The organism is Pseudomonas sp. TE3786, assembly GCF_054057335.1.
Genome location: NZ_JBSRZF010000019.1, coordinates 1 through 14675 on the forward strand (window position 1 = coordinate 1; position 14675 = coordinate 14675).

The 14675-nt window shown below is 51.9% G+C and carries 10 protein-coding genes and 1 pseudogene; all 11 read left to right on the forward strand.

Annotated features, from left to right (window positions below):
• Positions 1–109 precede the first annotated feature (109 nt).
• A pseudogene (locus ACVW0Y_RS18850) lies at positions 110–451 on the forward strand (NACHT domain-containing protein); the annotation flags it as partial.
• Positions 452–4486: 4035 nt separating this feature from the next.
• Complete coding sequence (locus ACVW0Y_RS18855; RefSeq protein WP_457440390.1) at positions 4487–5110, forward strand: hypothetical protein; 624 nt, start codon at positions 4487–4489, stop codon at positions 5108–5110.
• Between the two features lie 114 nt (positions 5111–5224).
• Positions 5225–5644 carry a hypothetical protein gene (locus ACVW0Y_RS18860; RefSeq protein ID WP_457440392.1) on the forward strand — a complete coding sequence of 140 codons (420 nt, stop codon included), beginning with the start codon at positions 5225–5227 and terminating at the stop codon, positions 5642–5644.
• Positions 5645–5689: 45 nt separating this feature from the next.
• Positions 5690–6643 carry a hypothetical protein gene (locus ACVW0Y_RS18865; RefSeq protein WP_457440394.1) on the forward strand — a complete coding sequence of 318 codons (954 nt, stop codon included), beginning with the start codon at positions 5690–5692 and terminating at the stop codon, positions 6641–6643.
• Entirely contained in the window at positions 6636–7292 is a 657-nt protein-coding gene (locus ACVW0Y_RS18870; RefSeq protein WP_457440396.1) for a hypothetical protein, read from the forward strand. Before ACVW0Y_RS18865 ends, ACVW0Y_RS18870 begins: the two co-directional genes overlap by 8 nt.
• A gap of 260 nt (positions 7293–7552) precedes the next feature.
• Entirely contained in the window at positions 7553–8026 is a 474-nt protein-coding gene (locus tag ACVW0Y_RS18875; RefSeq protein ID WP_457440398.1) for an efflux RND transporter periplasmic adaptor subunit, read from the forward strand.
• Positions 8027–8053: 27 nt separating this feature from the next.
• Complete coding sequence (locus ACVW0Y_RS18880) at positions 8054–8518, forward strand: efflux RND transporter permease subunit (protein ID WP_457440400.1); 465 nt, start codon at positions 8054–8056, stop codon at positions 8516–8518.
• Between the two features lie 748 nt (positions 8519–9266).
• Positions 9267–10190 carry a phosphoribosyltransferase-like protein gene (locus ACVW0Y_RS18885; protein ID WP_457440402.1) on the forward strand — a complete coding sequence of 308 codons (924 nt, stop codon included), beginning with the start codon at positions 9267–9269 and terminating at the stop codon, positions 10188–10190.
• Positions 10191–10196: 6 nt separating this feature from the next.
• A complete protein-coding gene (locus tag ACVW0Y_RS18890; protein ID WP_457440404.1) occupies positions 10197–12206 on the forward strand; it encodes an ORC-CDC6 family AAA ATPase in 2010 nt (669 codons plus the stop codon).
• Positions 12207–12270: 64 nt separating this feature from the next.
• Positions 12271–13131, forward strand: a complete 861-nt coding sequence (locus tag ACVW0Y_RS18895) for a hypothetical protein (RefSeq protein ID WP_457440406.1) — start codon at positions 12271–12273, stop codon at positions 13129–13131.
• Positions 13132–13448: 317 nt separating this feature from the next.
• On the forward strand, positions 13449–14675 hold the full coding sequence (locus ACVW0Y_RS18900) for an RES family NAD+ phosphorylase (protein WP_457440408.1): 1227 nt from the start codon (positions 13449–13451) through the stop codon (positions 14673–14675).

Here is a 14675-nt window from a genome sequence, read left to right on the forward strand (position 1 = left end):
AGCCCTGAAATACAAAACGCCCGATGCGGTGCATCGGGCGCTCTGAGGTGCGGGGCATGACCTGAAAGGGTGTAAACCTATTTCAGGACTGGACACCTTCGCCAGTTGGGTGTCACAGGTTGCGCGCGACGGCAGTCAGATCGGCCTTAAGGAGATAGTGCGACGCTCTCTAGATCATATGCTGAATGGCGCATCGATTGCTGAGCTGCTCAATCGAGCCATTGATGAGCGCCGGGTTCTACTACTGATCGACGGACTTGATGAGTGGAGCAACGAACAGGCTGCTCGTACGACCCTAGCCACCCTGGTTGCTACCGTTCAGGCGCATGATGTTCCAGTAATTGTCTCCGGTCGCCCTCGCGGTTTGAATCGCATTGGTGCGCTTCCCGCCGATTGGAAGCGAGGAACTGTAGCGCCCTTGTCACGTGAGCAACAAACCAACATAGCCGGGCGCTGGTTTGCGCGCTATGCCCCGACAACGTCGGTCGACGTCGTTGGCTCAGATGCAAGCCTTCGTACTGGTCGCTTTATGGCTGAACTAGCCCGTGATGCCAATTTAGGCGCACTTGCTGTAGTTCCTTTGCTGCTAATCGGCCTTGTGACACTAGCACTGCGTGGCCAAATTCTTCCGCGTACCCGGGGTGACATTTACGACCAACTGGTACGTGTGTTGCTCGAGGTCCATCCTGAGAGTCGTGCAACAGCGTCGGGCGATACTGAGCCGCGCTTTCGCTATGCGACTGATCCTGATCAAAGGCGCGCAGCGTTAGCCAGATTGGCGTTCTCCGTGCGCATGCAACTTGGTGGTGCCGGTATGTTGCAGGCCACTGCCCAGGAAATTCTACGCGCCTATCTCGCTTCTTCAGAAGGTTTCGATCTTCCCGACAATGAAGCCCTGTCTTCAGCCAAAGAAATCCTCTTTGTAAATGCCGAAACTCAGGGGCTAATCATTGAAAAAGCGCCTGGTGAAATTGGATTTATTCACGCGAGCTTTGAGGAGTTTCTCTGTGCTGAGCACATCGGAGGATGGCCGCTAAGCGAGATTGAGGCCTTCGTAGAAGCCCACTCCGGTGAAGGACGCTGGCGTAACGTAATTACTAATCTTCTCGGCCGCATACAGCGCAAAGATGAGTTCGATCGTTTGGTTGCCATTATCGAAGCCCCTGATTCTGACGATTTAGCGAGTTTCAATCGGCAATTTCTACTCGGTGATATTGCATACGGCACGTCGATGCGAGCGACCGCGACGGTCAAGCGACTGGCTATTGCGACTATGCGCAGGGTCGAAACCGAGGATTGGATTCCCGCGCGGCGAGAGGCATTGGCGTCGGTTCTAAAAGGGCTTCCTGACCCTGCGTTCAGTGCAGAAATTGAACAAAAGCTTGAGAGGTGGTTGCCAGCACGCTTTTCTTATCGCGAACCGATTATTCGTGCGTTCGAGTCGTGGCAACCGTCGCCGCAGCTCCAGGAAACTCTGTTTCAGGCAATGAGTGATGATGGTCGCGGTGTACAGCGCGCCGCCGCGGCGGCCTATGCCAAGGTCTTCGCGAATGATGTGGAGGCATGCCGTCGACTGTTAGATGGAATAGCCCGCACGCGCGATTTAGCCGCTGCTGCGGCAATGCTCGAGAGTCTAGCGCTCAGTTGGTCAACAGAACCCGAAGTGGCACCGCTATTTTGGGAAGCGTGGAGATCACATAGCGGCGATTTGAAAGTAGTCGGAATACTTGGGCTTGCTCAGATAGGAGAGCATACCGATGAGATGCGGGAATCTGTCTTGCGAGGCCAAAGTTTATGGTCTGATGTTTCTTTTTCACATCGAGATTTAGCAGCAGCAATGCTGAGGCAATATTGGCCTAACGATGAAACTCTTACGAGAGGCGCTCTACGACGCGTATCTGGCGACGTCAGTTCGCATTGGGAAATGGATAGTGCGATTGCCTACCTTTCTTCGCTGCGAACTTGTAGCGAAGAAGTTAAAGAGTGGATTCTCGCCGAGCTTAGTCAGGATCATCCCTTTAGCGTGATGGGAGATTACGGCGTGTGGGAGCAGGTTGGCCGCTTCTCAATCGCTGATCCTCAGATTCGCGCGGCTGCAAATGCTTACTGGTCCGAGCCCAAAAATCGACTCATCAGCATGTATAGGCTTCCCGGCTATGTGGCGCAGGTTGCGGACCCAATGGTTGCTAACGCACTGATCGAGGAGTTGAACGGGGAAAAAAGCAGCTTCAATCGGTATTGGGCGCTGCATTCGCTGCTTGTTGGTTGGGGGCGTGATCATCCTGATGTCAAGCCAACCATCGACGCGCTCACGAACGCTAGCGATGAAGATCTATATGTCCTCGCATCTATGCTTCCCCAAATTCTGGATGACAAGGTGGTAGCGCGTGAGCGCTTGCTTCGCATGTCCAAGAACAGAGATGTACGACGTGATTTGATCGCTCTGGGATTTGAGAAATGCGGTTGCGACGCTAACGACGATGAAGCCGTAGCTGCAATTCTCGCATTTCCCGATATCACCCGAAATGTGACTGATCCCTCAAGCGTGTTGTTCAGAACTTTTGGCGCTCACCCGCGTGCCAGAGCTTATGCGCGAAAGCGAGTTGGAGAGGTGGATGGGCCTCTCCAGGCGATTATCCGCGGATACTCAAACGACTCTGAATTCGCGCCGATACTTTTCGCTGTTGCATTACCACTCTCGGTCGATCTGCGAGCGCAAATTGTGGAAGTCGCTGCGACAGGTGCTGCCGGAACGGCACTGGAGCGTGTATTGGCCAATGCCATGCTCGAGACAGATCCGGAACTAAGAGTCCGCATGACTATTGCGCATCATCGAGCTCTTTCACGCGAGGATTACGGTGCCGCGCGAGCGGCTCTTCTAACTCAAATGATCGCAGTTGGTATGGACTTCAAGTCTACCCGCGCAGCTGCTCTCGCAGGTCTAGTGACGATAGGTGCAATCGAGGATTTGGTGGCGCTGGAGAGTAATGGGAAACCCATGTTGTTGGAGACTTCAGGCAACTATCTTGATGGCATAACTTCTGTCGAGCGACTGATTTGCGAGCGATATGCTGAGTTTGAGGCGACCTTCGGAGCTGATTTATCGGAGCGGTTTACGCCTCACGGCGAGGGCAATCGACTTACCGAAATACTTTCCGCTGTCCCTGGAGCTTCGCCCGCCGCGAGAGCGGCGTTCCTTGCAGTAGCAGAGCGAGGAGAGATGCCCTGCACTCCGCAAGCACTGCGGGCGCTTGCGGGTGAGCTCCCGCGCAGCGCGCTATTGCTCGAGCGTTGTTGGGATGCGCTTGATTTAAAGAACCGCGGGAATGACCAAGCGATGATTAGGGCCGAAATCGGACTGATCTTGCGAGAGCACTTTCCCAATAATGAAACGGTGCGGACGCAGCTCATCAAGCGATTTAGAGCTGCAGCGAACACTGCTACCGCAATCCCGCTTGCGATTTATGATCCTGAAGCCGAAGAACTTGATCTGGTGAAAGAAATCGGCGTGCCTAATAGGTTCGCTGACTGGGCATTAGCGATCCAAGTAGCAGCGCACCGCGCAGACAGCGTCGACTTTTGTGAGGCTGTTGAGGTCATGCTGACTCGAGAGCGGTGTACGGAATTCGACGCGCAGCAAATCTCGAATCAGGCAATTGAGCTTCGACTGCAGCGAGACCCACACCTAGTGGAGTTGATGAGTAAAAAACTCGATGCAAGCGTTGATCCCAGCATCAGTGGGAGTTTTGCCCGCTATCTGGCTGCCGCCGGAAAACTGAGTCCGGAGGCGCGAGTAAAAACACTCGAGCTTCTCCGGGGTTTCAGCGCTAATCAGAGTCTGCCAGTTGCGGGCTATGACGCGATCTCGGATCAATGGCGCGCTGTAAGAGCATCTCTGCTTGATGCCGTTGCGGCGGGGTTGGAGGTTGCATGAGGTTTCACACCTAACGCGCATGGCGAACAGTCTTAAATAGTCCGAATTGGGTTATTCGTCTCTCTCTAGAGGCGTCCGAAGCAGGCCCACTACGGTGGGCTTCTATGCCTTTGGTTCTCGCTGCAGGCGCTGACCTGCTAGAAGCGCTTACGAGTGCTTAACGTAGCGACACTGTCGCTCGTAGAGGAGGTCGCACTATGGCCAAGGGTAAAAAAGAGGCGAGCGGCCTGTGGCCGAATAATCAGTTTCAACTGCGCAATACGCATGGAAGCCTCTAAGGCTCAGTAGATCCGCCGAAGATGATCTAAAACTCAAACTTTAGAAGTGTACAAAAATTTACAAAAAAGTTTTCACGGTTAATTCCCTTACGTTAATACCAGCAAAATAAGGGAAAGTGAAAAATGTATATGTAGATAAGTGCAAACGGTCAACCGTAAAAGCGGCTTGTATAACCGAAACTACAAGGTGTGGGTGCTTTTCATATGAATTAATTGTTGATAGCTTATTTGAAAGCCCTTCAATTTCTGCCGTGGCGTAAAGAGTAATTCAACTATGTTCGATCAAAGAAAAGAAACCAAGTGCGTCGTAATTGACAAAGAAGAGGTATCTATTAGTTCACGTCTTGTTGCGCGAAGGCGAGCACTCTATTTAGAAACTTTTTCTGCGCCATTTTTCATCGCCTGGGCGTTTATAATTGGGCTTCTAATAAATAACCTGGAAAGCGAACTGCTGAACGCATTTTTTGTAAAAGCGTTTGAGGAGGGCGTGGCACTCGCTAGTCTACTGCTAATGCTGGTTTTATCGATGCTCAATTTAGGTTGCGTTTTTATTTTTAACCCAAAGCCGGAGGGGAAAGTGATGAAAATGCTCTGCTCTCCATATTCGGCGGCGCGAGCTATTTGTCTTACAACTGGCGCAAATATTATTGGGCTTTTGACCGCGATGCTGGTGTCGGAGGGACCGAGTGCCATGACCATTCAAATTGCAACGATCCCGCTTAGCATTGCTTTGATATGGGCATGTTTTGCTCTTTTCGAGATATTTTCAGTAGATTGTGTAGTGCCGCGTAATGAAATGGGGCGTTGGGCTATTGCTATCGGATGCCTGCTTCTAGCTATGTTTTGCGTCGGAATCTATTACACATATACGGTCATTTTAAGCGGTGAATTCTCCTAGGTTAAAGCCGAAGGCGCTTTTCGGTATGGAGAAGCGCCTTAGGTGATGGCACAATGATGTCGATGATTGATTGTCAGACCAGAGCATCTTCAGGAGGAGTTACGAATGGGATCCATGGAAAAAAGCCTACACGCGCCAGATTCTCCGTTCCTAGCCCAAGTCGCGCAGCCGCGCACCGAAGGCAGCGAAATGCCTGGCCACTACTCGAAAGAGCTTGATATGTGGGTGTTGGAGACTGACCACGGAATTAAGCCAATTATTGACGAAGGCGTGTTGGCCCAGCTGGCTACGAAAACAAAAGTCCAACAAGAAGAGGATGACGACAGTCCTTATGCGCTCCAACTGATGACCAAAACCGAACAGCAACTCGAAGGTGACGACGAGAGCCATTTCGCGACAAGCCAGGCACTGCAGTTGCTGACCAAATCTAACCAGGTTCAGGAAGGGGACGACAATTTCATAAAGAGTTCGCTTTTAGAGTTGATGACCAAGACTGCCATCAACCAAGAAGGCGATGATGAAAGCTTTTTGTGAGTCTCGGCCCCATATCGATTAAGTCCCGAGGCTAGGACGCCCTTTATGTTATTGCTAGTTACCAATTGCCGCGACATCACAACTGATTTTGTGGTCGCAGAGCTCAAGCGTAGAAATCGGCCATTCTTCCGGCTTAATACCGAGCTGCTTCCTCAAGCGATTTGTGTGATGGATGGCTATCCGCGTACTGCCTGGTCTATCACGTTAGATGGAAAGACCATTCGCGGAGATCAGGTCCGAGCGTCGTATTTCCGCAGACCCGGAGCGCCTGTCGCTGTAAATCCGCCGAAAGATTTGGGTGAACGAGCTTACGTAGATGCCGAATGGGGGAGTCTTCTTAAGAGCCTGTACGCGCGCCTGGACGGCACCTGGCTTAACTCGCCCACTGCAATTTTCCTGTCCGAAGATAAGCCTCGTCAGCTCATGCTTGCCCATCAACTGGGTTTCAATGTCCCGTTTGCTCAGATTACCAATGATATTGGCGCCGCGCGCAGCGTGGTTCAGGCAGGGCCCGCGATCGGTAAGCCTCTTCGGCAGGCTCTACTCTCCGGGGGCCAAGAGCGAGTCATCTTCACCACTCGCCTCGAACGTATTCTCGACGAGGATGCTGCGGCCATCTCTATGGCTCCTTTTATTGTGCAGACCGAAGTCATCAAGAAATACGACATCCGAGTAACTGTCGTGGGAGTGAAGGTGTTTGCGACGGCGATTTGGTCGCAGGAGCATCAGGAAACTGAAGTGGATTGGCGGCAAGGAAGTCGACCTGATCTTAAGCACGAACAGATCCAGCTTCCAAAATTGGTGGAACAGCAGTGTCTCAACCTCCTCCGTGAGCTGGGGCTACGTTACGGCGCGATCGATCTCATCTGTGACCGTGAAGACAAGCTGTGGTTTTTGGAAATTAATCCAAATGGCCAATGGGCATGGATTGAAAATATGACTGGCTTCCCTATCTCAAGCGCGATCGTGGACGAACTAGAGGAGATTGCTCGTGTTTAGAATCTTGCCTGAGTCGCTTTGGCCACGGTTAGAGCCCCTTACCACAGATCAGCTGCTTGATCAGGATCGACGTAAGCAGGTACGCAGCGAAAGGATCAAAGCCTCGACGTGGGGCTCCCATGCCGAGGTTGCGGTTGAGGAGGCTCGCCGGCTGTTTGACGCCGAGCTCGAGAGGCGACGAGGAGCCGATAACAAAGCAGGAATCTACCTGGCAGCAATTACTGCTTTGATCCCCGTATTGGCGTCAGTTCTCCCTGGACTATGGAAGGCGGATGACAAGCTTTTCTCTGGGGTGTCGCTGTTGGTTTTCGCAGTAGCTCTGAGTTATCTGTTGAGAGCCGGTCTGTGGGCTTTCAATACCCTCAGGGTGTCCGGGTTTTCTCAGCTGGATCCCGTTGATGTTCTTGAAAACAACGAGAAGGGAGGCCTGCTCCATAACCTGGCAACGCGGCTGTTACTTAGCGTTAACTACAATATGGAAGGCACTAACAAAAAGGTGTCGTGCATCAAGATGACGCATGAATTTCTTCTGCGTTCTTTTTTTAGTTTCGTGGCGTTTCTGTCTGTCCAAGCGATTTGGCCGGGAGCAGTCTGGGCCGTCCAAGCGCTTCACACGAAGCTGATTGCGCTCCAGGTGTGCGCGCTTTAGCGAGTTTCCCCCATCGAAGCTACCAAGCTTGGAGACGGATCGTAGAGCTTGATCTTCATAGCGCGAAACTCGCTAACTCCCAAAATATTGCCACTGGCTCGCTGCCCCCACCGGACGCATCGGCACTCATCTCGTTTCTGTTGGCAACCTGGTAGGTGGTAGTCGTGCCGCTAGCAGCCCAACCACTCTTCTGACCACTTTGGTTTCGCTGGATCCGGTATATCTGGACTTCGACATGAGCGAAGCCGACTACCTGGCCTATGCGTGGCCGCTCTAACCCTCAGAGCTCCATCGGCGAGAAGATCGATATCTCTCTTGCTGACGAAAAAGAATACAAACGCCAAGGCACGCTCGATTTCATCGACAACTCGCTGGATCGCAAGAGCGGCACTATCCATGCGCGCGCCACCGTTCCTAACGCTGACCTGATGCTGACCCCGGGCGGTTTCGCTCGTGTCCGCATGGATTACTCGGCCGCAACTCCGGCGCTTCTCGTCCCTGATGCATCCGTTCTTCCTGATCTCTCTGAGCACATGGTTCTGGTCGTTGGAGCGGATAACACCGTGTCCTCCAAAGTCGTGCAGATCGGTGATGTGCGTGGTGGCCTGCGAGTAATTCGGGCGGGTCTGGAGCCATCGGACAAGGTGATCGTTGAGGGCATTCCTAAGGCATCTCCTGGTGCCAAGGTGAACCCAACATTGCAGTCGCTCAAATTCGCACCTGACCGCGGTTAAGACTTCGTTAGCTAGGGAATAACTACGATGAAACTTACTCACTTCTTTATTGAGCACCCACGCTTCGCGGGGGTGCTCAACATATTTGTGATGCTTTTTGGGTTGGCACCATTGACCGGGTTACCGGTAGCGCAATACCCAAATATCGTCCCACCAACAGTGATCGTTACCGCCTCGTACCCAGGTGCGTCCGCTGAAACTATCGCTAAAACCGTTGCTACTCCGTTGGAGCAGGCTATCAACGGCGTTGAAAATATGGAGTACATCACCAGCCAGTCCACGGGTAACGGACAGCTGACGATCACCATCATTTTCAAAACCGGCTCGGACGTTAAAGTCGGTCTGATGCTGACGCGTAACCGAGTACAAGACACCTTGTCGCGCCTCCCTCAAGAGGTGCAATCGCAAGGCGTCCAGGTGAAGAAAACCATCCAGGCGCTGCTGCTGGGCGTTCATATGTATTCTCCGGACGGTTCGCGTAGTCCTGAATAAACATACCGAGGAGCAGCCGATAGACACGGAGAAAGCAAAGCTCTATCGCGAAAAGGTTGAAGACATCATCGTGTCTTCGTCCGTCTGCGTGCCATCGGTGAATTACATTCACCTAGCGAATCGCAGTAGCCAGGTAGTGGGTATCTCTGAAGCAGAGCTCTTCAGTCTCACGAAGGAAGACTATGACCAGCACGTATTCGATAAAATTGGATTTGAGGTCATTGAGATAGAAAGCCTTCCCTGGTCAAGAGAAGGCAGCGACTTTCGATACGGTCAGGCCGCGAATCCTAATTTTGCCGGGGGCGACACCACCCCAGTCATCCTCTCCATTCTCGCTAGAAGAAAAAGATCGCTGAAGTGAGTCGCTCAAAGCTAAAGCTTTGGAGTCACCCTGACGGTTATCTATGCCGTCGGGAGCGATTCTTTGCCTGCGGGCTCCCGCAGCAACTGATCTTTTGATGAAAGCTTTTCCTCGCTTCGTACTGAAATAAATTACCTAAAACCCGCGTCGCTCCACTGGCACCTCTGGTGCCTTTTGCGACCTGGCGGACATAAAGCAGGATTAATCTTCCTGGGAAACGCCAATTCAGGATGGGCAAACCACGTCCTGATGAAGCTGAAGCAGCGGATGAGGAGGCCCCTAAGCTACGACCTTAAGATAGTTGCGTGCCCTTAAAATCGTGTGCAAGACTCAAGGCAATTTCATGGAGGAACAGCGCGATCATTCACGCTGCTGCAAAGGACGCACATGGCCTTCCACGTACCCGAGAGTAACGAATCCCTTTTCGACGATGTCGAGAAACGGTTTCGCCTACTTCTGAAAAATCGAGTCATCACGGGCATCGAAGAAGTAGCCCTTGATCGCTGGCTCGCAAATTTTCAAGATGAAGTAGAACGTTACTTCGCTGCGTGCGTACTGAGTCGGCTGACCTTTCGCTCTCAAAGCATGATTGAGAGCTCGATTGACCAGGTCCTCCAATGCATGCTGCTTACAAGTCTACGTAAGCAGAATATTTTCTCCGCTCAAGCCCAACCTGCAGACATCGAAAGCTTCTTGGAAGCGTTACAGACGCCTCCTGACGATTACCCAATTCGTTTTGTCGGCGTCGATGGCAGTAAACAGACCGACACGGGTAAGAGCGGGGTACTCATGATCCGTAGTTACAAACAGCACGCAAAAATTAACAAGAAAATTACTTGTCGCCCTGATCTCATGGATCAGTTATCCGAACATGTCCGTTGCATTGTGTTTGTGGATGACATGCTTGGTACCGGTGAGCAGTTTGGAAAGTTCGCCAAGCTGCATGATTTGGCCGAGAAGTCGAAAAAGTGGCGGTTGATCTATTGCCCTCTAGTTGCGTTTCACAAAGGTGTAGATCGCCTGAAAAGAGACTGCCCTTGGTTAACGGTGCTTCCTATCGAGGTTTTGAACGATCGACATAAGTTCTTCAGTCCGTCCGCGCACGACCCCGCACTGTGGGCAATAGACCAAGAGAACACCGTTGCCGACGCCAAATCCTTCTTTGATGATCTCGCCGTGCGCCGCGGTATTCCGAAATCTACCCAGCATGGTCTAGAGCTAGTCTTGGGTTTTGAGCGAGCGACACCTAACAACACTATTTCGGTTCTCTGGGCTAGCTCGGACAACTGGGCGCAACTTCTCAAGAGATAACGTCCGATGCCAGCAATCGCCGATTTTTTTCTAAATACTCGCGCTGACAACTTGCCGCCAGACGTATCGCAAGAGTTCATCGTCCCGACTTTTTTCCAGCGCATCAGCATTTTCGAAGACAAGAAATCGATCCGAGTGCTGGGAGGACGCGGTTGTGGCAAAACGATGTTTCTGCGCTACTTCTGCCACGGAACGACCTTCAGTTCGCACAGATCCCAGATAAGTGATGAAGAGTTCTCTCACTTTGGGCTCTACTTTCGACCCGACACAGGGTTCTGTTCTTTGATGACTCCTGAGTGGCTGGATGCTCAGAAGGCAGGCTTCGCTTTTTCTCACTACCTGACGCTTAACCTAGTTGCTGAAGTCTGTCAGGCCATACGCCACATTGACGCCGCGCAAAACCTAGCCAACGGGCCGCTAAATCTGCGCGGTGCGCCTCTGGGCACAAAACTGGTCACGCTACTCCAGCTTCCTGAGCCTACAGTGGACGCCCTGGAGGATCTTGTTGAACAGCGCCTCGCAGAGCTGGACCTCTGGGTGCGCAACCCAAGTTCTATCGATCTTCCTATTTTCGTTCAATTTACGTCGATCCTCGCTGCGCTTGCGGATGATTTGGCCACGCATTCGCCGCGCCTGAAGGGGCTGGCTTTTCGAATTTTTGTCGATGAATTTGAGAACCTACTTGATCGGCACCGAGAGATTGTTTGCGACGCGATCAAGCACCCCAGCCCCCGAATGGCTGTGCACATTGCGCACAAGAGGGAGGCGATCACCGACTTTAAAACCAGCAGCGAAGAGCGTGTTGTCGAGTTGCATGACATCCGAACTATCGATCTCGAAAATTTGCTGGTTATCGATAGCGACTTTGAGTTGTTGGCTGCCGAACTCTTCCTGTTTCGCCTACACCAGGCGGAAGGTCCGGTGAACTGTCCTGCTTTCAGGCCAGAGCTTTTGCACGACGTCGTCCATCTGCCTTATCGGACCTCTCCTGGGTATCGTCAAGACGTAATCGCGTGCGTAAAGAAGATGCTGCCCGAGCTACGCGCGCCCGAAATTGCTCGCCTGGCGATTCAAGATAAGCCCCTGCGGCGTCGCATTTTGGAAATGATTGAGAAGGGCTTGGAGTTCCAAGGTCTCGCAGGCAAGGTCGATCCGGATTCACTTATCAGTGATGAAATACCAGAAGCGAGCGTCGTTTTGGGCGCGATCCTGCACCGAAGAAATCAGTCAGGAAACGATGTTCTAAATCTTTTTAGGCAGGTACAGGATAAGGGAAGATCGAACACCGACATCTTCTACAAAACCGGAGGTTGGGTAGATAACAACCTGTACGGCTGCTTGTTCCATCTATACGCCGGTCTACCGAAGCGAAGGAACATCTTGTACTCGGGTTTTTCGCGGTTTTGTAAAATTGCAGCTCCTAATTTGAGGTTCTTTCAAGAGCTTTGTCATACCACGCTGCTACTTGCCTATCAGCGCCAGTCTGCTGATGAGATTTCGGGTGATCTGCGGGTCGATGAAGATCTTCAAGCTCAAGCAGCCGTTCAGGTCTCTGACGCGATGTTTGAAGACATCCTTCAGCTAGGAGCCAAGGGTGATCGATTGCTTGATTTCGCTCGACGGTTGGGTGCGCTTTTTGAAGCATTCAATAGGCGGCGAAGTCAGAGTGAGCCCGAAATAAACCATTTCTCAATTGATCGGGTAGACGGCGCACATCTATCTCCTGCTGCTCAGATTATTTTACGAGAAGCGAAGATTTGGTCCGTGCTTTGGGAAGCTAAAGACACAAAGAATAAGAATCCCTACGACGCCTCTCAGTACGAACTGATCCTGAATACGATCTACGCACCTCACTTCAAGATCAGCTACAGGAAACGTCGAAAAATCACTCTTAAGGCAAGCGAGCTTGACGTCATTCTTACGCAGTCAGACGCCCAGTTTGAAACTTTGGTTAAGCAATTAGCTGACTCGCAAACTGACGACGCTACCGCGAAAAAAACGGACTCCCTGTTCTGAGGTCATCGTGCGCTTTATAAGACAAGATCTGATTGATGAACATGGCCCTGAAGCACTTCCTGGGATGGATTTAGCCTTCGTGGGGGCGAGCGATTTGGACGATCGTAGCGCTCATTCAGTTAGGCGCTCACAGCAGATTGCGCGACGCACTGTGCAAGTGCGTTATGACCCAGTCGCTTTCGTTTTGCACGTAGGTGGCAAGGCCTACAAAGCTAATGAGCACGAACTACAAGATTTGTCGCTTGAGTTCCAGGCAACATCGATTGTGATTGACGCAACTACGTTAGATTTCGCTGAGATTGCGCTCATCCTCTACGCATATCAGTTTCTTCAAAGGAAACCTCGGATTGGCTTTATCTACGTTGAGCCTGAGGAGTATGTGCGACGCGCGCAAGAAAACGCCGCCGTCTACGGGGCGGCTTTCGATCTAAGCGGCGGGTTTGGCCGGCACCAAATCCCTCCTTTCGCCTGCATGTTGAGCGCCAAGGACAAGGTTCATCTGGTTTCCTTTCTTGGGTTCGAAGGCGGGCGACTGACAAGCGTGCTCGGCGAAGACGACGGACAGTTCTACAGAAGGGTGACCATCGTTTTCGGCATTCCCCCATTTCAGGCTACTTGGGATCTTGAAGCGTTCATGGCCAACAGCCGGCTCGTAGAAGTGCATGCACCAAGCGTGAAGTTCTGCGGTGCTAACAATCCCAAATCCGCGTACGAAGCACTGAGGGATGCGCATGATGGATTACGCGGCGCTAACTGTAATCGCCTTGCGGTAGCGCCGTTTGGAACGAAGCCGATGGCAATTGGAGCCGCTCTGTATTGCGCAAAGCATAAGCAACTTCGCGTTGTGTTCGATCATCCTTTACGCAAGAAAGGGCGTTCTGTCGGTGTCCACTGCGTTCACTGGTACGAAGTCGACATGAACTGAATTATTTCGTTATCGATGAAAACTGTTTTGCATGGCTGTTAGTGAGTTCGCTCAACCTGGGAGTTATAGAAATGGCGTTTTATACCGATACAAAAGTTGTGCTTGTTAGCAACCAACCAGCGAAATATCAAACGATCCGTCGCATCGGTGAAAAACCCGAAGGCCCCGGCATTTACAAATGTCAAAGTTGCGGATTTGAGGATGTTATGAATCGTGAATGCACAAAGCTGCCTCCGTGCTCTAACTGCAGCAAATCCAAGGGGGCTAACACTTGGAAGCTCCTGGTGACCGCCGCTGACGCGTCACAATAAAATTAGATGAGTTTGGTCGCCAATCAACTCGAGTTAGAAGGTGCGTTCTCGAATCGCATCATTTGCAATCGATGCATTACGGACTACGTACTCAGGCGGCACTGTCTCAGCTCGGGTGTCTGCATCGTATGTAGTGAAACCACCCAGCTGGGCCTTTCGCTTGAGCAGCTAGCTGCACTAATCCGAGAGTATCTGCCTAAGCGATACGAGATCGATATTGGCCTTTATCGTGGATACGAGCTGTCGTTGGCCGAGATTATCGGCAAGGAAATAGGCTGTACTGATAAGGCCGCGTGCGAGCAGGTAGCTCTCCATCTGGTTGATGATGACTGCGACGATGAGCAGGACGATGAAGAGGACTGCTGCTTCTACTCCCCCTTCCAGGCTTATTTATTAGCGTCTAGCCCTTTCGACTCGGAAGAAGACCTTCGCGAGTGGTTGGTTCGTGAATGGTACGAGGTCTCTCACCATCTGGCCCACGGACGGCGATTTTTTAACGACAGCGCTCGATCCTTCATGAGAGATCTATTCACCGAGGCCTTGAACGTATCTGATCCGAATAATCCCGGTGCTCTGGCAGCAATACGGACGCTGCCTGTTGGAACCGTTTTTCATCGTGCTCGGATAGCCAAAGGTCCGAGACAAGTTGAATTGTTCCAGGAACATCCTGCTCGCGAGCTAGGTGCGCCCCCGCCAGAGTTTGCGGCCAATAATCGCATGAGCCCTGCAGGTATCTCGTTGATGTACACCTCCGCAGACGCCGTTACCTGCGTGGCTGAGGTTCGCCCGTCAATTGGACAGACTGTGGTTGTGGGAGAGTTTCGCTCTACAAGAGCGCTGACATTCTTCGACTTTACAGCGCTTAGTCGCTACGGCTCTGTGGTTCCCGTGAGTCTCTTCGATCCCGATTATGAGAAACGTACTGAGCGCAGGCAATTTCTCGCTTACCTTCACGAGGAGATAGCGCGCCCCGTTAGCGCCCAGGACACGGATTATCTGATGACTCAGGCATTGGCCGAATACATTCGACACAACGACCAGGTAGCCCTAGATGGTGTGATGTTCGGTTCTGTCCAGAATGTAGGTGGAGTCAATTTTGTGCTGTTTGATCAAAGCGTCCCCGGGAGCGCTCCTCATCACATGTTGACGCCTCAATTTGACATGGTGATCGACTCAGATTCAGTCAAGGTAACCAGAGTTTTGTCAGCTGAGATCAAGACCGTACCCATGTGA